The sequence below is a fragment of the Candidatus Competibacteraceae bacterium genome, assembly GCA_016699715.1.
GTDB lineage: Bacteria > Pseudomonadota > Gammaproteobacteria > Competibacterales > Competibacteraceae > Competibacter.
The window spans coordinates 1,944,087-1,963,242 of the sequence record CP065007.1 but is presented as its reverse complement, the minus strand read 5'-3'; the positions used below and the strand labels follow the sequence as shown (position 1 = coordinate 1,963,242).

The following is a 19,156-nucleotide window of genomic DNA, read 5'->3' as shown; positions in this document are numbered from 1 at the left end:
ATCTCAGGTTCGGGTTGGTTCAGGAGCACTTGGAATCGCCACAGTTCAGGCAGGTCAGGCAGCCATCCATAACGATGACCGCTTTGGTTTGGCACTTGCCGCAGAGGGTGGCTTCCGGTGGAAAGCCGCTGGTGCCGGCGTCTTCGACCGCCTTCATGCTGGCTTCGTACTTGTTGCGATGTTCCTCGATCAACTGGCGCTGGTGTTCGTCGGGACCGTCTTCCTTGAGCATGCCGATTGAGCGCAGGTGGGATTCAATCACATCGCCGATCTCCGCGACTAGGGAGGGCATGTATTTGCCGCCCTTTTTGAAGTAGCCGCCTTTCGGGTCGAACACCGAGCGTAGTTCTTCCACCAGAAAAGTCACGTCGCCGCCCTTGCGGAATACCGCCGAGATGATGCGAGTCAGGGCGACGATCCATTGGAAATGCTCCATCGCCTTGGAGTTGATGAAGATTTCGAACGGACGGCGAATTTCGTCCGGGGTACCCTGATTAAGCACGATGTCGTTGATGGTGATATACAGCGCGTGATCCGACAGCGGCGTCTTCACCTTGTAGGTGGCGCCAGGCAGGATCTCGGGGCGGGCCAGGCTTTCGTGCATGTGTTGCAGGGCGGCTGGCGAACGGTTCATCGGTGTAGGCGGCGTGTCGTCGGGTTTGACAACGCTGTAAGCGACGATTTTCTTGTCGATCTTGATGGCCATGAACCCTCCTTTCCAAATAAAGTAGCCCCTATATCGCATAGGGGCTACAGAGTCTTATAGGATCAAGACAAGGTTAGTGGGAGGGAGGGCTACGCCAGTGCGCTCTCACACGCTCCCACCTGCCAAGCCTAAACCTGAAATACTTGTTAACAAATACAGCCTTAAATAAAAGCACGGGGTGACCTCCGTAAAAATTAGGTCAACCGAGCCTTAAAACTATGGCATAAAGGATAAGAACAGCTATCCTTACCCTGTATTTGACCTCAAATACGACCATAGGGGAGACGCTCGGTTGCTAAAATGTCTCCTCACGCATGGGGACTGAGTTGGCGCTTGGTCCCCATGTGTTTTTGAAGCCTAGAATTTCCCGTAATACCCCTCCTTAATCGCGTCGAACAGGTTCGCCGCCGAGTGAACCTCTCCATCGTACTCGATCTCCTCGTTGCCCCTGACCTCCAGCACGCTGCCATCTTCGAGTTTGAAGCGGTACAAGGTGTTTTCCAGATCCTTCTCCTTGACCAGCACGCCCTGGAACGCCTCGGGGTTGAAGCGGAAGGTGGTGCAGCCCTTTAGTCTCTGTTCGTAGGCGTACCGATAAATGTCCTTGAAATCCTCGTAGGGGAAATCAGGGGGGACATTGGCGGTTTTGGAGATGCTGGAATCGATCCATTTCTGGGCGGCGGCCTGGATATCCACATGCTGTTTGGGACTCACGTCGTCGGCGGTGATGAAGCAGGGGGGCAATTGCTCTTCGGAGGATTCGGCGTCGGGGATGGCCTTGGGATTGATAAGGTGTCGATAGGCCAGCAATTCGAAGGAGAAGACATCCACTTTTTCCTTGGATTTCTTGCCGGGGCGGATCACGTTGCGAGAATAGTGGTGGGCGAAGCTGGGTTCGATGCCGTTGCTGGCGTTGTTGGCCAGCGACAGCGCGATCGTACCGGTCGGGGCGATGGAACTGTGGTGGGTGAAGCGCGCGCCCACTTCGGCGAGTTCGTTAACGAGGTTTTGATCGATTTCGGCGATTTGCTGCATGTAGCGGCTGTATCGGGCGTGCAGGATACGGCCGGGAACCCGATCGCCTTCCTTAAGCCCGTCGCGGACCATTTCCGGGCGCTTGTGCAACATTTCCGTGGTGACGGTGAACTCCTGTTCGAGGATGGGGGCCGCACCCTTTTCTCGAGCGAGTTCAAGCGCGACGCGCCAACCACTGAGGGCCATTTCGCGAGTGACGTCCTCGGTAAAGGCCAGCGACTCCGGCGATCCATAGCGGATGCCGAGCAGGGTCAACGTGGAACCCAGGCCCAGATAGCCCATGCCGTGCCGGCGCTTGCTGAAAATCTCCTGCCGTTGTCGTTCCAGTGGTAGGCCGTTGATTTCCACCACGTTATCGAGCATGCGGGTGAAGATGGCCACCACGTTCCGGTAGGTCTCCCAGTCGAACCGGGCCTTTGGGGCGCAAGGGTTCTGGACGAACTGCGTCAGGTTGATCGAGCCGAGCAGACACGAGCCGTAGGGCGGTAGTGCCTGTTCGCCACAAGGATTGGTCGCCCGGATGTTTTCGCAGAACCAGTTGTTGTTCATCTCGTTGACCCGGTCAATGAGAATGAATCCCGGTTCGGCATAGTCGTAGGTGGAGGACATGATCACGTCCCACAGGCGACGAGCGCGGATGCTTCGGTAAGCTTTGCAGGCGACTTTCCCGTCGTCGTTGACGATCAAGCCATTCGTGGTCGGCCACTCGCGCCAGACAATCTGGTGGGTGTCGTTGAGATCAACCCGATCCTGTTCGGCTTCCTTGGCGAGCAGCGGAAACGCCAGTAGCCAATCGGCATCCTGCTGGACGGCCTCCATGAATTCCCGGGTGATCAGCAGCGACAGGTTGAACTGCCGCAATCGGCCGGCCTCGCGTTTGGCGCGGATGAACTCCATTACATCCGGATGGCCGATATCGAAGGTTCCCATCTGCGCGCCCCGCCGTCCACCCGCCGACGACACGGTGAAGCACATCTTGTCGTAGATATCCATGAAGGACAGCGGTCCGGAGGTGTAGGCTCCGGCGCCCGAGACATAGGCGCCGCGCGGGCGCAGCGTGGAGAACTCGTAACCGATGCCGCAGCCGGCCTTCAGCGTCAGTCCCGCTTCATGCACCTTGCGCAGGATATCGTCCATGGAATCCTGAATGATTCCGGATACCGTGCAGTTGATGGTGGACGTGGCGGGTTTGTGCTCCCAGGCGCCGGCATTGGAGATGATGCGTCCCGCCGGGATGGCGCCATGCCGCAAGGCCCACAGAAACTTCTCGTTCCAGTGCTCGCGCAGCTCCGGCGTGGTTTCGACCTCGGCCAGCGCCAAGGCCACCCGTTGGTAGGTGCTGTCGATCGTCTCGTCGATCATTTGCCCATCCTTGGCCTTGAGGCGGTACTTTTGGTCCCAGATATCCCAGGATGCCGGTTGCATTGGCACGTCGGCGGCGGCGGTCGGACGGTCAATGGGCTTGAGGTAAGCGGTCTTCATGAGCCGGGAGTCTCCGGGAGCAGGTTCTTGAGCGTGGACTGGAGGCGGTGTCTGCCATGATTTGGGCATCGTCGTTCGGTTGGCGACAGCGGGTACGCCTCACGATTCAGGCTACCAGATTCTAGAGGATGCAGAGAAAAATTCCAGGCAAAATTCCTATATGATGTGTTTTATGGAATATTAACCACTATATAATGTGTATCGACCCGGGATGGAGATGTTTTGACCGTTAACGATCGGCAATCCCTGTATTGGTGCTGGGTTCGTGAGACGGCGATGGTTGGAAACCTTAGTTGTCAAGGGGTGGCGCCAGTGGTATAACCGGCTAAACTCTAATGGGTACCGTTAATAACGGATATAAAAACCGAGGGAGAAACCATGAAGATCTCTAGTGCCCTTCTTGTCATCCTCTGCCTCGGGCTGGGGGCCTGCACAACTCCGATGCCCGTCGAAACAGGTTATCCGCTCACATACCAGCAGAAGATGCAATCGGCGCATCACTGGGATGTTATGGCGATCGACGTAGCCAACTGGATCTATGATGCGCTGATCGGTCCAAGTCTTGAGCAGGGTGAGGGCCAGCCGACCGCCGCTCAGGATGATCGTCCGATCATCGCGCTATACGTCCAACAGCCTCGATACGAAAGCAGTGCGGATGGGGCGTTCTACAATTTGTTGACCACGCATCTGGTGGAACGGGGATTCGTCGTCACCACCAACCCATCGGTGGGTTATCCGGTTTCCTACGACATGCAGGTGGTGACGGACCGGCTACCGGAAACCACGAAACATGAAGTCATTCTGAATGTTTCGGTGATGAACGCTGAACGTTATTTGATTCGGTATAGCAATGTTTATTACATCGGCGACAAGAGCCAGTACATCGCCATGCAACCCTCGGCTAGCCGTATCATAGAGGTGGTCGGACCATGAATGGGAATATGATCTTGCGTGGCGCGGTTGCGCTGCTGGCCATTCTCGGCTTGGGTATCGTGGGATGCGCCTCCATGGATGACACCCCGACGCGGCCGATCATTCGGGACGCAAATCTGGTTGAGCAGAACTACAGCGCGGCCGATGCCCTCCTGGTGCGAACCCCTTGGCTCAAGGAGCGAAATGAACCATTGTTGGCGGCCACGTTTGTGGATATCAATAATCTCGAGACATCGTCTGGTCTCGGGCGGGTTATCGGTGAGCAGATTGGTTCCCGGTTCGCGCAACAGGGCTTCACTGTGATCGAGATCAAGATGCGCAACAATATCTACGTCGCCGAAGGCGCCGGCGAATTCGCGTTGTCGCGCTCGGTCAAGGAAGTCAGCCAGTCGCATAACGCGGCGGCGGTGATTGCCGGTACCTACGCGGTTGGTCGGCAGTCGGTATTTGTGAATGCCCGCCTGATTCGGGCAACGGATAATCAGGTGCTGGCCGCGCATGATTACGTGCTGCCGCTCGGGCCGGATGCCAGAGCGCTGGTGGCCGCTCAATAAGCCAGAAAACGGGCGAATCCATTTTTCGTTCTTCCCGTTTCGCCCCCTCTCACGGCAAACGCGCTTCCTCTGTTTCGACGGAAGGGCGTTTGCCGTTTCCTTGATCAAGTTATTCGCTGCGCGGCGTGGTCAGTCCCAGTCGTTCGCAGATGGCCAGCGTCGGCCCAGCCTGGTTCATCGTGTAGAAATGCAGGCCCGGCGCGCCGCCTTCCAGCAGGCGCCGGCAAAGATCGGTGACCACATCCAGACCAAAGGCACGGATGGCGTCGCGGTCATCGCCGAAGCCCTCCAGTCGCTTGCGGATCCAGCGTGGAATTTCCGCCCCGCAGCTGTCCGAGAACCGTGCTAATTGAGTGAAATTGGTGATTGGCATGATGCCGGGCACGATCGGTAGATCGATTCCCAAGCTTGCGCAGTCGTCCACGAAGCGGAAATAGGCATCCGAATTGTAGAAATATTGGGTAATGGCCCCGTTGGCGCCGGCTTCGACTTTATGTTTGAAGTGGAGCAGGTCTCGTTCGGTGTTCGGTGCTTGCGGATGATATTCCGGATAAGCGGCGACTTCGATGTGAAAATGATCGCCGGTTTCGGCGCGGATGAATGCCACCAATTCGTTGGCGTAGCGCAATTCGCCAAATTCGCGCATCCCCGAGGGAAGGTCGCCCCGCAGGGCAACGATGCGATGGATGCCTTGGGCTCGGTAGCCAGCCAGAATTTCCCGGGTTCCCGAGCGGGTGGAAGCCACGCAGGTCAGATGGGGCGCGGCATCCGCTCCGCTGTGCGCTTGAATGGTCTGAATTGCCTGTAAGGTGCGTTCGCGGGTGGAGCCGCCAGCGCCGTAAGTGACAGAGAAAAAGGCGGGTTGCATTCGCATCAGCGCTTTGCGGGCGGCGAATAACTTGTGCATCCCTTCATCGGTGTTGGGGGGGAAGAATTCGCAACTGAAAACCTTTGAATGGCGTTTTTGGGAGTCCATGACGGGTATGGCAAGGGGGTCAGACGGAATACGAAGGGGAACATCCGGGGAACAGACGCCGGAGGAAGATGGCTGCCGATATCCACCTCCGGCTCTTGGGGCTACAAATCAGTAGCGATAGCTATCCGGTTTGTAAGGCCCGTCCACGGCAACACCGATATACGCGGCCTGTTCCGGCGTGAGCACGGTCAGCCTGGCGCCGATCCGGCCCAGATGCAGTTGCGCCACCTTTTCATCGAGGTGCTTAGGCAGCACGTAGACTTTGTTTTCGTACTGTCCGTCCCGGGTGAATAGTTCGATCTGCGCCAGCACCTGATTGGTGAAGGAGTTGGACATCACAAAACTGGGATGGCCGGTGGCGCAACCCAGGTTCACCAACCGCCCCTCGGCCAGCAGGATGATGCGCTTGCCGTCGGGGAAGATAATGTGATCCACCTGCGGTTTGATGTTTTCCCAGCGATATTTCTTCAGGCTGGCGACCTCAATTTCGGAATCGAAATGGCCGATATTGCAGACGATGGCCTGATTTTTCATTCGGGCCATGTGGTCGTGGGTGATGACGCTAACGTTACCGGTGGTGGTGACGAAGATATCCGCCAGCGCGCAGACCTCGTCCATGGTGACGACCCGGTAGCCTTCCATTGCCGCTTGCAGGGCGCAGATCGGATCGATTTCGGTGACCCACACCGTGGCACCCAAGCCGCGCAAGCTCTGGGCGCAGCCCTTGCCGACATCGCCGTAGCCCAGCACCACGGCGATCTTGCCGGCAATCATCACGTCGGTGGCGCGCTTGATGCCGTCCACCAGCGACTCACGGCAGCCATAGAGATTGTCGAACTTGGACTTGGTGACCGAGTCGTTGACGTTGATGGCGGGGAAGGGTAGCCGGCCTTCCTTTTCCATCATATACAGGCGGTGGACACCGGTCGTCGTTTCCTCGGTGACGCCCTTGATGTTGGCCTGGATCTTTGAGTACCAACCGGGTTGGCTTTCCAGCCGCTTGCGGATAGCGGCAAATAAGACTTGTTCTTCCTCGCAGCTCGGATTGGCAATCAGCGAGCGATCCTGTTCGGCGCGGGCGCCGAGCGTGACCAGCAAAGTGGCGTCGCCGCCATCGTCCAGGATCATGTTCGGTGTGCCACCGTCGTGCCATTCCAGGATGCGATGAGTAAAATCCCAGTACTCGTCCAGCGATTCACCCTTGTAGGCAAACACCGGAATGCCGTCGGTGGCGATGGCGGCGGCGGCGTGATCCTGAGTCGAGAAAATGTTGCAAGAGGCCCAGCGCACGTCCGCGCCCAGTTCGGCCAGGGTCTCGATCAGGACGGCGGTCTGGATGGTCATGTGCAGCGAGCCGGCGATACGAGCGCCCTTGAGCGGCTGCCGGTCCCGGTATTCGGCCCGAACCGCCATCAGGCCGGGCATTTCGGTTTCGGCGATGGCGATTTCCTTGCGGCCCCAGTCCGCCAGGGCAATATCGGCGACTTGATAGTCAACAGTGGTTTTTTCGCGCACGACGGCGTTCATAACGTACACTCCATACGATTGAACGGGCGCCGTTGGCTTTTGAAAGCCATCCCACGCCGAGCCTGACGGTAAAAACCGCTGCAGCGCCCCTCGGCGGGAGGCGAGAAAAACTTGAAGTCAGAGATCGAGCGAGCCGGTACCGCTGGCTGAAAGCGCCACGCCCGTGACCGGGTTTACAGGCCCGCCGCGTCCCGCAGCGCCTCGGCCTTGTCGGTGCGTTCCCAGGTGAATTCCGGCTCTTCGCGGCCGAAGTGGCCGTAGGCGGCGGTCTTGCGGAAAATCGGCCGGATCAGGTCGAGCATCTTCACCAGGCCGTAGGGGCGCAGGTCGAAGTGGCCGCGCACGATGTCGACCAGCCGGTCTTCGTCGATCTTGCCGGTGCCGAAGGTGTTGATGCTGATCGAAGTCGGTTCGGCCACGCCGATGGCGTAGGACACCTGGATCTCGCATTTGTCGGCCAAGCCGGCGGCGACGATGTTCTTGGCGACGTAACGACCCGCGTAGGCGGCGGAACGGTCGACCTTGGACGGGTCCTTGCCGGAAAAGGCGCCACCGCCGTGATGCGCCGAGCCGCCGTAGGTGTCGACGATGATCTTGCGCCCGGTCAGCCCGCAGTCGCCCACTGGCCCGCCGATCACGAAGCTACCGGTCGGGTTGATGTGGTACTGGGTATGCTTGTCCAGCCACTCGGCCGGCAGCACCGGCAGGATGATATTTTCCATTACCGCCTCGCGCAGCAGGTTGTGGCTGATATCCGCATCGTGTTGGGTGGAGAGCACCACCGCTTCGATGCCCACCACGTCGTTGCCTTGATAGCGGAAAGTGATCTGGCTTTTGGCGTCGGGTCGCAACCAGGATAGTACGCCACGCTTGCGCATCTCCGCCTGCCGCTGCACCAGGCGATGAGCGTAAGTGATCGGTGCGGGCATCAGCACATCGGTTTCGTTGCAGGCATAGCCGAACATCAAACCCTGATCGCCAGCGCCTTGTTCCTCTGGACTTTTACGGTCCACGCCCTGGGCAATATCGACCGACTGTTTGCCGATGCAGGACAGCACCGCGCAGGTCGCGCCGTCGAAGCCAACATTGGAGTTGTCGTAACCGATATCGACGACGGTGTCACGTACGATCCGATCGAAATCCACCCAGGCTGACGTGGTGATTTCGCCGGCCAGCACGACCACGCCGGTCTTGATCAGGGTTTCGCAGGCGACGCGGGCCTTGGGATCCTCGGCGAGGATGGCGTCGAGCACGGCGTCGGAAATCTGGTCGGCGATTTTGTCCGGATGTCCTTCGGAGACGGATTCGGAGGTGAATAGATGAGTTCGGCTCATGAGATAACGTATCCTTCAAACAAGGGCGGCAACAAGCAGAATTTCATTATTTCGTTCGCCGAAATGGCGGACAATTACCGGAAAACCGCAAGTCTAACCGGAAAATGCTGCATTTTCATTCTAATTTCTTATGCGATTTTGTTATTTGATGATTGAGGGCTGATAACATCGTGGCAACAGTTCCAAGTCACATATCGACTGTTGTCCCGCAAGTTGGTTGCAACGGACGAAGTTGCGGAGTGGAGAGGATGTGTCGCGATTAATCATGGCGGTGTTGACCTGCGCCGAGTTGGGATGCGAGCGGATGGAAACGTTGATGGCGCTGCTGGGGCGCTATGGATTGTGTGTGGAGCAGGTCCCGTCCAAGCGCGAGATTCCCGGCAGCTATTGGGGCGATTCGGAAGCAGGGTTGGTCGGTGATTGTCTGTTCGTGCGCGATGACACGCCGGTGCATTCCGCTCTGCACGAAGCTTGTCACTACATCTGCATGGATGCCGACCGCCGAGCGCGATTGCATACCGATGCCAGCGGCGACTGTATTGAGGAAAATGGGGTTTGCTATCTGCAAATCCTGTTGGCGGACGAGCTGCCAGGGGCTGGGCGATTGCGAATGTTCGCCGATATGGATGCCTGGGGTTATTCTTTCCGCCTGGGTTCGGCTCGCGCCTGGTTCGAACGGGACGCCGAGGATGCTCGCGGGTGGCTGCTGCAACACGGCTTGATCGATCTTGACGAACGCCCTCGCTGGCGGTTGCGGCGGGATGGATCGGGGTGATCCAATGATCATTGCTAAGGAGGCAAGCGTATGTCCGTTCATGTTAGATACTTTGCCAGCCTGGGTGACCGCGTGGGTCGCGCCGAGGATCGCTTGGATGCCGCCGACGGCTTGACGGTCGCCGGGGTTTGGGCGGCGCTGCATCGGGAGATGCCGTTGCCGCCGAATGCCTTGGCGGCGGTGAACACGGAATATGCCGGATTGGAACACGAGGTGCGTGATGGCGACGAGGTGGCGTTCTTTCCGCCAGTGACCGGAGGGTAGGGCATGCGGGTCGAATTGCGGGAAACATCTTTTGAGCCCCTGATGGAACTGGAACGTCATCAGCGCATGTCGGCCGGGTTGGCGGGCCGATGTGGCGCGACGGCGATTTTCATCGGCACGATGCGTGATTTCAACGATGGGGAAGCAGTACAGGGCATGGTGTTGGAATACTATCCGGGCATGACCGAAAAATATCTTCGGCGCATCGTTGAAACCGCCAGCCGGGAATGGCCGTTGCTGGAAGTGTTGGTGGTACACCGGGTCGGTGAATTGCGATCCAGCGATCCCATCGTGCTGGTGGCGGTCTGGGCGGAACATCGGGCCGCGGCTTTTTCGGCTTGCCGGTCCATCATGGAGGAACTGAAGTCGAAGGCGCCTTTTTGGAAACGCGAGACCACCGCCACCGGATCGCGCTGGGTGGAACATAACACGCCGGGCTGAGCCGGTTGGACACGGATGCACCGCCGCCGGCGATCCGCTATGCTGCCGCAATGAACGAACCTACTCCCAATCCCCTCATCGCCGGCCGGTTTCGAGGTTTTTTGCCGGTGATCGTGGATGTCGAGACCGGCGGCATCAACGCTCAGACCGATGCCCTGCTGGAAATCGCCGCCGTGATGGTACGCATGGACTGGCAGGGTTATCTGCGCCCGGTCGGAACGTTGGCCCATCATGTGCAGCCGTTTCCCGGCGCACGGTTGGACCCGGCCTCGATGGCGGTGAACGGCATCGATCCCGACCATCCCTTCCGCTTCGCGGTGCCGGAAAGCGAGGCGCTGGATGCGATCTTTCGGGAGGTACGGCGGGAAGTTCGAGAAACCGGCTGCACCCGCGCCGTTCTGGTCGGCCACAATGCCTTCTTCGATCTGGCGTTCCTGAACGCGGCGGCGGCGCGTGCCCGGATCAAGCGCAACCCTTTCCATCCCTTCAGCAGCTTCGATACGGTATCACTGGCGGGTCTGGCCTACGGGCAGACGGTGCTGGCTCGGGCATTGCGGGCGGCGGGCATTCCCTGGAATGAGCGCGAGGCACATTCGGCCATTTACGACGCCGAGCGCACGGCCGAACTGTTCTGCCGGATCGTCAACCGTTGGCAGGATATGGGGGGTTGGAGTCCGGCCGAGGATTGAACGGTTCCGAACTCGTGGCTGGCGGTTTCCATGTATCCGATTTTAGAGGCCCCGGCGGCGACTTTGCGTCGATTACTCGAAGGGGTAAGGCAGTCGCTCCAAGCGCAGCATCGGCCCGTTGGCATCACCCAGTTGCAGCACGCCATGCTCGGCGCATTCGATCAGCGCCGCCGCCAGCACCGCATAGCCCCCATCCGGGTGTCTGGCGGCATCGACCAGTCGGCCGGCGCTCTGGCTGACATCGGTCTGTGGAGAGAACAAGGGATCGCCGGGCCGGGGCGGGCTTGGGTTGTCCACCCGCGCCAAATACATTCGCCGTTTCAGTTTGCCGAGATAGTGAGTGCGCGCGACCACTTCCTGCCCGGTGTAGCAGCCCTTCTGAAAGCTGATCCCCTCTAGCAATTGCAGGTTGAGCATCTGTGGCACAAACGTTTCCACGGTTTCCGGATAGATCGTTGGAATGCCGGCCAGGATATCCAGCAACCGCCACGGTTCCGCTCCCACCGGTGTGAACGCGGTTCCCAGCGCCTCCCACACGGTTTGTATTTCCCGCATCGCTCCATGCAGTTCGAAACGGGGCGTTGGGCCGGGTAGACGGATCAAGGTGATGCCCGTCGATTCCGAAGCGACGACTTGAACGACTTCGTTCACCGCCGCTGGCACCCCACCCAGAATCTCGGTGAGCCGGGTGGCGGCGTTCGGTCCGGCGACGCCGATTCCAACCTGCGCGTCGCTGGCGTCTGTCAACGTGGCCTTGGCTCGCAGCAGATACCTGCGCAAACGCGCCAAAGTGGATTCCAACAGTTCCCTGGGCAGTTCCAGATAAAGATCTCCACCGTGCTGGAACATCCGGAAGCTGGCCAGCGCCCGGCCCTTGGGACTGCAAAACGCACCGACCAGGCTGTGCTCCGATGTGGCTTGTCGGACATCGCAGGTGAGTTGTCCTTGCAGAAAACGCTCGTTGTCGGAGCCAGCGACGGCGATCAACCCCAAGTGCGACAGGTCACAACGGAGATTGCCATCCAGCGCCGCGCGCAACTCGGATTCCGGTCGGTCGAAGTGCGATGCCCGATCCGCCGTCAGCACGGCGCCGGCCTGTTGCAGAAAAGCGCTCCACTCGGCGTTCATTCAATGGAATCCTAATGTTATTAACTGGTTAATTTAAGCATAATTCGCGGGTTACGGCTATCGGCGCGTCGCCGACTCGTTGCGTTCAAGGGCTGTGGCTGGCATAATAACCCGACGAAATATAGACTAAAATAACCCCGTTGCCGCAAGAGCACAATTCCTGGGATTACCAGGGATACCGTTGGCGGGTGGGGCTAGGATGGTCGATCGCAGCCATCCCTCAACCCATAGCGAGCTGTCATGAACAAGAACGATGAACAGACGGCGCTGCCACCGCAGCCAGCCGTAACTTCCGACCGACCGCAGGATGCTGAAAAGTCCGGAAAACCCAAGGAATACGGCGGCCCCAAAGGCCCCGAACCCACGCGCTATGGCGATTGGGAAAAAGCCGGGCGCTGCATCGACTTCTAGCCAACCCCCGTTTTGGCGGGCGCACTGCGTCCGTGTCGCCCGGATCATGCACCCTGCCCGTGAATCCCACAGCATGTCTCTGGAACCCCGGCCAGGGTTTAGTTATTGTTTATTGCGTCGCACAATAACGTTGTTTTTACTTCGCCACGATTGTTAACCGCGTGTTAACGAGGAGAGCTGTAATGCTAGCTGACAAGAGGCCGCTGTCGCCGTTTATGATCGGCCCCTATTACAAACCGCAAATGACCTCAATTCTGTCCATCACCCACCGCGCCACCGGCACGGCGCTGGCGGTGGGCACCCTGCTGCTGGTGTACTGGCTGGCCGCCGCCGCGCTCGGCCCCGAGGCTTACAAACATGCTCAAGCCGTGCTGGGATCGATGTTGGGTCAACTGTTGCTGTTCCTGTGGACTTGGGCGCTGTTCTATCACATGGCCAACGGTATCCGCCATCTGTTCTGGGACGCTGGCTACGGTTTCGAGATGGTAGACGCCACCAAATCCGGCTGGTGGGTGGTGTGGTCCTCCATCATCCTGACCTTTCTGTGCTGGCTGATCGCCGCGCCCTGAGGAGAAGCATCATGAGCATTCGTACCCCGCTTGCCCACGCTCGCGGTCTGGGTACCGCCAAAGACGGTACCCACCACTGGTGGTTACAGCGTGTCACCTCCGTTGCTTTGGTGCCGCTGGTGCTGTGGTTTGCCTTTTCCCTGCTGTCGGTGTCTCACGCCGACTATGAAGGGTTTCAACACTGGTTGAGCAACCCCATCAACGCTGGTCTGATGATTGCCTTGGTCCTTACGGCGTTCTATCACGCCAGCTTGGGCATGCAGGTTATCTACGAGGATTATGTCCAGCCGGAGTGGGCCAAATACACCGCGCTGCTGGTCACGCAATTCGTATTGTTCCTGCTGGGCATCATCGCCGTCGTCGCCGTGCTCAAAGTCGCACTGGCCTGATGCCCATCACCGGAGGCTGAGGTTTCATGTCCAACGCATACAAAATCGTTCATCATAATTACGATGTGGTCGTGGTCGGTGCCGGCGGCGCCGGGCTGCGCGCCACCTTCGGCATGGCGCAGAAAGGATTGAAGACCGCCTGCCTGACCAAGGTGTTCCCCACCCGCAGCCATACCGTGGCCGCCCAGGGCGGCATGTCGGCGTCGCTCGGCAACATGGGGCAGGATCTGTGGCAGTGGCACATGTACGACACCGTCAAGGGTTCCGACTGGCTCGGCGACCAGGACGCCATCGAATACATGTGCCGCGAGGCGGTCCCGGCGGTCATCGAGCTCGAACATTACGGTGTGCCGTTCTCACGCACCGAGGAAGGCAAGATTTACCAGCGCCCGTTCGGGGGCATGACCACCAACTACGGCGAAGGCACCGCCCAGCGCACCTGCGCCGCCGCCGACCGTACCGGTCACGCCATTCTGCACACCCTGTATCAGCAGGCGCTCAGGCACGACGCCGAGTTCTTCATCGAGTATTTCGCGCTCGACCTGATCATGGACGACGAAGGCGCCTGTCGCGGCGTGGTGGCCTGGGATCTGTCCGACGGCTCGCTGCATGTGTTCCGCGCCCACCAGACCGTGCTGGCCACCGGCGGCTACGGCCGTGCCTACTTCTCGGCGACCTCCGCCCACACCTGCACCGGCGACGGTAACGGCATGGTGCTCCGCGCCGGGTTACCGTTGCAGGACATGGAGTTCACCCAGTTCCACCCGACCGGTATCTACGGTTCCGGTTGCCTGATGACCGAAGGTTGTCGTGGCGAGGGTGGCTATCTGACCAACTCGCTGGGCGAGCGCTTTATGGAGCGCTATGCGCCGAACGCCAAGGATCTGGCCTCCCGCGACGTGGTGAGCCGCTCCATGACGATTGAAATCCGCGAAGGCCGCGGCGTCGGCGAGCACAAGGATCACATTCACCTGCACCTGGAGCACTTGGGTGCCGATGTCATCAACGAGCGGCTGCCGGGCATCGCCGAGACCGCCCACATTTTTGCCGGGGTCGACGTGACCAAGGAGCCGGCGCCGGTGCTGCCGACCGTGCATTACAACATGGGTGGCATTCCGACCAATTATCGCGGCGAGGTGGTCATCCTCAAGGATGGCAACCCCGACCACATCATTCCCGGCCTGATGGCCATCGGCGAAGCAGCCTGCGTGTCGGTGCATGGCGCCAACCGCCTGGGTTCCAACTCACTGCTCGACATCGTGGTGTTCGGCCGCGCCGCCGCCGACCGCTGCGCCGAACTGACCCAACCCAACAGCCCGCACAAGGCCACGCCGCAAGACGCCGTCGATCGGATCGTTACCCGCTTCGACCACCTGCGCCATGCCAAGGGTGAAAACCCGACCGCCAGCTTGCGGATGCGGATGCAGCGGACCATGCAGAACCACGCCGCGGTATTCCGCACCGGCGAGTCCATGGCCGAGGGCATCAATCTGCTGGAAGAAGTGTACGCTGGCTTCGAGCACATCGGCGTGAGCGATCGCGGTTTGGTGTGGAACTCCGATCTGGTCGAAACGCTGGAACTGGAAAACCTGCTGCAATGTGCGATGGTTTCCATCAAATCGGCGATCAATCGTCCGGAGAGCCGCGGCGCGCACGCTCGCGAGGACTATCCGGATCGCGACGACGAGAACTGGATGAAGCACACCTTGTCTTGGCTGGATCCCAAAGGTCAGGTCACCATCGACTACCGGCCGGTACACACTTATACCCTGACCGACGAGGTGGAATACATTCCGCCCAAGAAGCGCACTTATTAAGGGGACGATGTCATGGCTCAATTCCAACTTCCGGCCAACTCCATCATCGGCAAGGGTAAGATCTACTATGCCGGTGCCGGCGCCAAGAGCGTCAGGCGCTTCCAAATCTATCGTTGGGATCCGGACAGCGGCGAAAACCCGCGCATGGATACCTACGAGGTCGACATGTCGACCTGCGGTCCGATGGTGTTGGACGCGCTGCTCAAGATCAAGAACGAAATGGACCCGACCCTGACGTTGCGCCGATCCTGTCGCGAAGGGGTGTGTGGGTCCTGCGCGATGAATATCGACGGCACCAATACCTTGGCCTGCACCAAAGCCATCGAGGATGTCTCCGGCGAGGTGAAGGTTTATCCCCTGCCGCACATGCCGGTGATCAAGGATCTGGTGCCGGATTTAACCCATTTTTACGCCCAGTACGCCTCGATCAAGCCTTGGCTGCAATCGATTACCCCACCGCCGGAGCGGGAGCGCCTGCAATCCAAGGAAGATCGTGTCAAACTGGATGGCCTGTACGAGTGCATTCTGTGCGCCTGTTGCTCGACCAGTTGTCCCAGCTACTGGTGGAACGGCGACCGTTACCTTGGTCCCTCGATCCTGCTGCAAGCCTACCGCTGGATCGTGGACAGTCGCGATGAGTTTACCGGCGAGCGGTTGGATGATTTGGAAGACCCGTTCCGGCTTTATCGTTGCCATACCATCATGAATTGCACCAAGACCTGCCCGAAGGGCTTGAATCCCGCCAAGGCGATCGCGGAAATCAAGAAACTGATGGTGGAACGGCGGTAACACGCCGCTCGCTTCGGAGCGGATTCTCTCACCTCAGCCCCTTTCCCGTTCGCGGGGGAGGGGTTTTGTTTATCGGAGACGCGATCGTGGACGAACAAATCGGCAAATTGCGCTGGCGCTGCCGGCGCGGCATGAAGGAACTGGATCTGCTGACGCTGGGCTATCTGGAGCGGCATTACTCCACCGCGCCGGAGGAGGAGCAACGAGCCTTCGCGGAGTTACTGGAGCTGCAAGACCCGCTGCTGATGAGCTATATGGTCGGGCGGGAAACGCCGGTGGATGCGACGACGGCAAGGGTGGTGGGCGTCATGCGGACTCTACTGAGCGATCCGCATTCTTCATGATATCGAATATGATATCGAACGCGCATATGGCGGAAGAATGCACCGCCTCGCCGCCTCGCCGCCTCGCCGCCTTGAATATTGAGCCGCGACCCTCACGGTTCTTGCTGGCCGGCAGTGGCGTCGTTCACGGCTTGGCCAGCATCGCGACAATCGTTGCGAGCGTGCCGTTATGGGTCAAGACGGGACTGCTCGCCGGCATCGGCCTGTCCCTGGTCTGGACCGGCTATCGCTACGGTTGGCGTCGTGGCGGTGGGTTCATCACCCGCGTTGAATGGCTCGACGGGCGCTGGCGCCTGGAAACCGGCGACGGGATACTGCGCCAGGCTAGGCTGGCCGGCGGCTACGCTCATCCTGGGATCATCGTGCTGAATTTCCGCTTGGAGAGTGGCTGGCGGCGGTCGCTGACGCTGTTACCCGATGCGGTGGATGCCGAAGACTTGCGACGGTTGCGAGTCTGGCTGCGCACCCGACGAGTCGAGGACGAGTCGGATCGTCCCTGATGAAGGCGGTTCGAAGGCGTCCCTGGCGATGGGGCGGATTGCGCCGGTTTTCGGTCAGCCAGAGCCGAACGACCAGCGCGGCGGCTGTTCCTTGCCGGCAAAGTTTTCAGGCACCAAAACCGTATCGCGAGGTGGGGTGTCATCCTTGGCTTTAGGATAATCCAGCGTGTAATGCAGGCCGCGGCTCTCCTTGCGCTCCAACGCCGAACGAATGATCAAATCCGCCACCAACGCCAGGTTGCGCAGTTCGATCAGATCACTGCTGATCCGGAAATTGCCATAGTACTCGTCGATTTCCCGCAGCAGTAGTTCTGCCCGGTGCCGGGCTCGCTGCAACCGTTTGTCGGTGCGGACGATGCCGACGTAATCCCACATGAACCGGCGCAGCTCCTGCCAGTTGTGGGTGACCACGACTTCCTCGTCGGAGTCGGTGACCCGGCTTTCGTCCCACTCCGGCAGGACCGGAGGGTTGGGAATCTCGGGCAGGCGGGTACGGATGTCCTCGCTGGCGGCCCCGGCAAATACCAGACACTCAAGCAGGGAGTTGCTGGCCATGCGGTTGGCGCCGTGCAGACCGGTGCAGGCGGTTTCCCCGATGGCGTACAGTCCTTCCAGATCGGTGCGACCCGCCAGATCGGTCAGAATACCACCGCAGGTGTAATGGGCGGCCGGTACCACCGGCAACAATTCCCGGGTAAGATCGAATCCGTATTCGCGGCATTTGGCATCGATGTTGGGGAAATGCGAGCGAATGAATTCGGCCGGCTTGTGACTAATGTCAAGATAAACACATTCGGCGCCCAGTCGTTTCATTTCATGATCGATCGCCCGGGCGACGATATCGCGCGGGGCCAGTTCCAGCCGCGAGTCGAAGTTCTGCATGAAACGGGTGCCGTCCGGCAGCAGCAAGATTCCGCCTTCGCCGCGCATCGCCTCGGAGATCAAAAATGATTTGGCTTGCGGGTGGTACAGGCAAGTGGGGTGAAACTGGATGAATTCCATGTTGGCGATCCGGCAGCCGGCGCGCCAAGCCATGGCGATGCCGTCGCCGGTGGAACCATCCGGGTTGCTGGAATAGAGGTAAACCCGGCTGGCGCCGCCGGTTGCCAGCACCACGAACCGGGCGGCGCATACTTCGACTTGGCCGGTATGCCGGTTCAACACATAAGCGCCCAGGCAGCGGTTGCCACCCAGGCCCAGCTTGCGGCCGGTAATCAGATCGATGGCGCTGCATTGTTCGTTGAGGGTGATGTTGGGGTGCTGACGGGCGCGCTGTTCCAGCGTGGTCTGGATGGCGCGGCCGGTGGCGTCGGCGGCATGAACGATCCGCCGGTGGCTGTGGCCGCCCTCGCGATGCAGGTGATACTCCGAGCCGCCTTCGGCGCTGGATTCCCGGGTGAATGGAGTCCCTTGCGCGCTCAGCCATTCGATCACCGCCCGGCCGTATTCCACTGTAAAGCGGACCGTGTCAGCGTGGCATAAACCCGCTCCGGCGATCAGAGTGTCTTTTAAATGTGACTCGATGGAGTCGCCGGCGTCCAGCACCGCCGATACTCCGCCTTGGGCGTAGTAGGTGCTGCCTTCGGACAGCGGTCCCTTGGTCAGCACCGCGACGCGGGCGGAATCGGCCATGCGCAGCGCCAGACTGAGACCGGCGGCACCACCGCCGATGATCAGCACATCGGTGAAAACGGGTGAAGCGACCATAACTTGTGAGCGACTCCATGAATGGGGTATCGTTGCGCGAAAAGGGCGCCGCCCATGGGTCGGGTGGCCCCGCGATTTCATCCCACTACCACATTCACACTATAACCATATCCCGGCAGGTCTGCGAACTAACGGGACGGGTGTTTGTCTACCGTCATGCTCGCATGGAGATTGCCATTGATTCGAAAGGGGTCTGCCCGGATGGGCGAGGGTCATCTGGACCGCGATCTGGTCCAAAGAGTACAGAAAGGCGACAAAAATGCGTTCGATCTGCTGGTGCGTAAGTACCAATACAAGATCATCAAGCTGATTTCCCGTTATGTGCACGATCCCAGCGAGGCCCTGGATGTTTCCCAGGAGGCATTCCTCAAAGCCTACCGGGCGCTGCCCGGTTTCCGGGGCGACAGTGCGTTTTACACCTGGCTTTATCGAATCGCTATCAACACGGCCAAAAATCACTTGGTTGCCCAAGGCCGGCGCCCGCCCGGTTCCGACATCGATGCCCAGGAAGCCGAGCAATACGAAGGCCAATCCCTGCTGAAAGAATACGAAACCCCCGAGCGGTTGTTGCTCAAGGATGAAATCGAAGCGACCGTGTTCAAGGCAATCGAGGATTTGCCGGAGGATCTGCGCACGGCGATCACCCTGCGGGAGCTCGAAGGAATGAGTTATGAGGAAATTGCCCAAACCATGGGGTGTCCGATCGGTACGGTGCGTTCCCGGATCTTCCGGGCCCGGGAATCGATCGACACCAAGTTGCGTCCACTACTAAGCTAGTTTCGAGAT

At 59.6% G+C, this 19,156-nt stretch carries 21 protein-coding genes and 1 riboswitch; of the genes, 14 read left to right on the top strand and 7 right to left on the bottom strand.

Going from position 1 to position 19,156, the window contains the following annotated elements; genetic code table 11:
* Positions 1-19 precede the first annotated feature (19 nt).
* Positions 20-706 carry an NrdJb gene (locus tag IPM89_08700; GenBank protein QQS53013.1) on the bottom strand — a complete coding sequence of 229 codons (687 nt, stop codon included), beginning with the start codon at positions 704-706 and terminating at the stop codon, positions 20-22.
* Between the two features lie 357 nt (positions 707-1,063).
* On the bottom strand, positions 1,064-3,223 hold the full coding sequence (locus tag IPM89_08695; protein QQS53012.1) for an adenosylcobalamin-dependent ribonucleoside-diphosphate reductase: 2,160 nt from the start codon (positions 3,221-3,223) through the stop codon (positions 1,064-1,066).
* A 378-nt stretch (positions 3,224-3,601) separates the two neighbouring features.
* Here IPM89_08695 and IPM89_08690 point away from each other — a divergent pair, with 378 nt between their 5' ends.
* Both IPM89_08690 and IPM89_08685 read left to right on the top strand, forming a co-directional pair.
* Positions 3,602-4,156 (top strand): hypothetical protein, encoded by a 555-nt coding sequence (locus tag IPM89_08690; GenBank protein ID QQS53011.1) that lies wholly within the window; start codon positions 3,602-3,604, stop codon positions 4,154-4,156.
* 8 nt (positions 4,157-4,164) lie between these two features.
* Positions 4,165-4,710 carry a hypothetical protein gene (locus tag IPM89_08685; protein ID QQS53010.1) on the top strand — a complete coding sequence of 182 codons (546 nt, stop codon included), beginning with the start codon at positions 4,165-4,167 and terminating at the stop codon, positions 4,708-4,710.
* Positions 4,711-4,819: 109 nt separating this feature from the next.
* Here the strand turns inward: IPM89_08685 and metF are convergent, their stop codons facing one another.
* From metF to IPM89_08670, 3 genes are all read right to left on the bottom strand, one after another.
* Entirely contained in the window at positions 4,820-5,686 is an 867-nt protein-coding gene (metF, locus tag IPM89_08680; protein ID QQS53009.1) for a methylenetetrahydrofolate reductase [NAD(P)H], read from the bottom strand.
* 108 nt (positions 5,687-5,794) lie between these two features.
* Positions 5,795-7,213, bottom strand: coding sequence for an adenosylhomocysteinase (locus IPM89_08675; protein QQS53008.1), 1,419 nt, complete (start codon positions 7,211-7,213; stop codon positions 5,795-5,797).
* 17 nt (positions 7,214-7,230) lie between these two features.
* Positions 7,231-7,311: riboswitch (S-adenosyl-L-homocysteine riboswitch) on the bottom strand.
* 75 nt (positions 7,312-7,386) lie between these two features.
* Positions 7,387-8,547: a methionine adenosyltransferase gene (locus tag IPM89_08670; GenBank protein ID QQS53007.1), complete on the bottom strand. Its 1,161-nt coding sequence runs from the start codon at positions 8,545-8,547 to the stop codon at positions 7,387-7,389.
* Positions 8,548-8,851: 304 nt separating this feature from the next.
* Between IPM89_08670 and IPM89_08665 the strand changes: the two genes are divergently transcribed.
* The 4 genes from IPM89_08665 to rnt are packed head-to-tail and all read left to right on the top strand — an operon-like array spanning position 8,852 to position 10,716.
* Positions 8,852-9,322: a hypothetical protein gene (locus IPM89_08665; protein QQS55851.1), complete on the top strand. Its 471-nt coding sequence runs from the start codon at positions 8,852-8,854 to the stop codon at positions 9,320-9,322.
* 30 nt (positions 9,323-9,352) lie between these two features.
* Positions 9,353-9,586 carry a MoaD/ThiS family protein gene (locus IPM89_08660; GenBank protein QQS53006.1) on the top strand — a complete coding sequence of 78 codons (234 nt, stop codon included), beginning with the start codon at positions 9,353-9,355 and terminating at the stop codon, positions 9,584-9,586.
* A gap of 3 nt (positions 9,587-9,589) precedes the next feature.
* Positions 9,590-10,027 carry a molybdenum cofactor biosynthesis protein MoaE gene (locus IPM89_08655; protein ID QQS53005.1) on the top strand — a complete coding sequence of 146 codons (438 nt, stop codon included), beginning with the start codon at positions 9,590-9,592 and terminating at the stop codon, positions 10,025-10,027.
* Positions 10,028-10,077: 50 nt separating this feature from the next.
* Positions 10,078-10,716 carry a ribonuclease T gene (gene rnt, locus IPM89_08650; GenBank protein ID QQS53004.1) on the top strand — a complete coding sequence of 213 codons (639 nt, stop codon included), beginning with the start codon at positions 10,078-10,080 and terminating at the stop codon, positions 10,714-10,716.
* Positions 10,717-10,788: 72 nt separating this feature from the next.
* On the opposite strand, the gene IPM89_08645 is transcribed toward rnt, so the two are convergent.
* Positions 10,789-11,844: a folate-binding protein YgfZ gene (locus IPM89_08645; protein ID QQS53003.1), complete on the bottom strand. Its 1,056-nt coding sequence runs from the start codon at positions 11,842-11,844 to the stop codon at positions 10,789-10,791.
* Between the two features lie 240 nt (positions 11,845-12,084).
* Between IPM89_08645 and IPM89_08640 the strand changes: the two genes are divergently transcribed.
* The 7 genes from IPM89_08640 to IPM89_08610 all read left to right on the top strand — a co-directional run bounded on the left by IPM89_08640 (position 12,085) and on the right by IPM89_08610 (position 16,663).
* Positions 12,085-12,255 carry a DUF1674 domain-containing protein gene (locus IPM89_08640; protein ID QQS53002.1) on the top strand — a complete coding sequence of 57 codons (171 nt, stop codon included), beginning with the start codon at positions 12,085-12,087 and terminating at the stop codon, positions 12,253-12,255.
* A gap of 182 nt (positions 12,256-12,437) precedes the next feature.
* Positions 12,438-12,824 (top strand): succinate dehydrogenase, cytochrome b556 subunit, encoded by a 387-nt coding sequence (gene sdhC / locus IPM89_08635; GenBank protein ID QQS53001.1) that lies wholly within the window; start codon positions 12,438-12,440, stop codon positions 12,822-12,824.
* 11 nt (positions 12,825-12,835) lie between these two features.
* Positions 12,836-13,213, top strand: a complete 378-nt coding sequence (gene sdhD / locus IPM89_08630) for a succinate dehydrogenase, hydrophobic membrane anchor protein (GenBank protein QQS53000.1) — start codon at positions 12,836-12,838, stop codon at positions 13,211-13,213.
* Between the two features lie 26 nt (positions 13,214-13,239).
* Positions 13,240-15,030, top strand: coding sequence for a succinate dehydrogenase flavoprotein subunit (locus IPM89_08625; protein QQS52999.1), 1,791 nt, complete (start codon positions 13,240-13,242; stop codon positions 15,028-15,030).
* 12 nt (positions 15,031-15,042) lie between these two features.
* Positions 15,043-15,819 (top strand): succinate dehydrogenase iron-sulfur subunit, encoded by a 777-nt coding sequence (locus IPM89_08620; protein ID QQS52998.1) that lies wholly within the window; start codon positions 15,043-15,045, stop codon positions 15,817-15,819.
* 86 nt (positions 15,820-15,905) lie between these two features.
* Positions 15,906-16,163 (top strand): succinate dehydrogenase assembly factor 2, encoded by a 258-nt coding sequence (locus IPM89_08615; GenBank protein ID QQS55850.1) that lies wholly within the window; start codon positions 15,906-15,908, stop codon positions 16,161-16,163.
* Between the two features lie 26 nt (positions 16,164-16,189).
* Positions 16,190-16,663, top strand: a complete 474-nt coding sequence (locus IPM89_08610; protein ID QQS52997.1) for a hypothetical protein — start codon at positions 16,190-16,192, stop codon at positions 16,661-16,663.
* Positions 16,664-16,717: 54 nt separating this feature from the next.
* Here the strand turns inward: IPM89_08610 and nadB are convergent, their stop codons facing one another.
* Positions 16,718-18,370 (bottom strand): L-aspartate oxidase, encoded by a 1,653-nt coding sequence (gene nadB / locus IPM89_08605; protein QQS52996.1) that lies wholly within the window; start codon positions 18,368-18,370, stop codon positions 16,718-16,720.
* A 201-nt stretch (positions 18,371-18,571) separates the two neighbouring features.
* On the opposite strand from nadB, the gene rpoE reads away from it, so the two are divergent.
* Positions 18,572-19,147 carry an RNA polymerase sigma factor RpoE gene (gene rpoE, locus IPM89_08600; GenBank protein ID QQS52995.1) on the top strand — a complete coding sequence of 192 codons (576 nt, stop codon included), beginning with the start codon at positions 18,572-18,574 and terminating at the stop codon, positions 19,145-19,147.
* Positions 19,148-19,156: the final 9 nt, after the last annotated feature.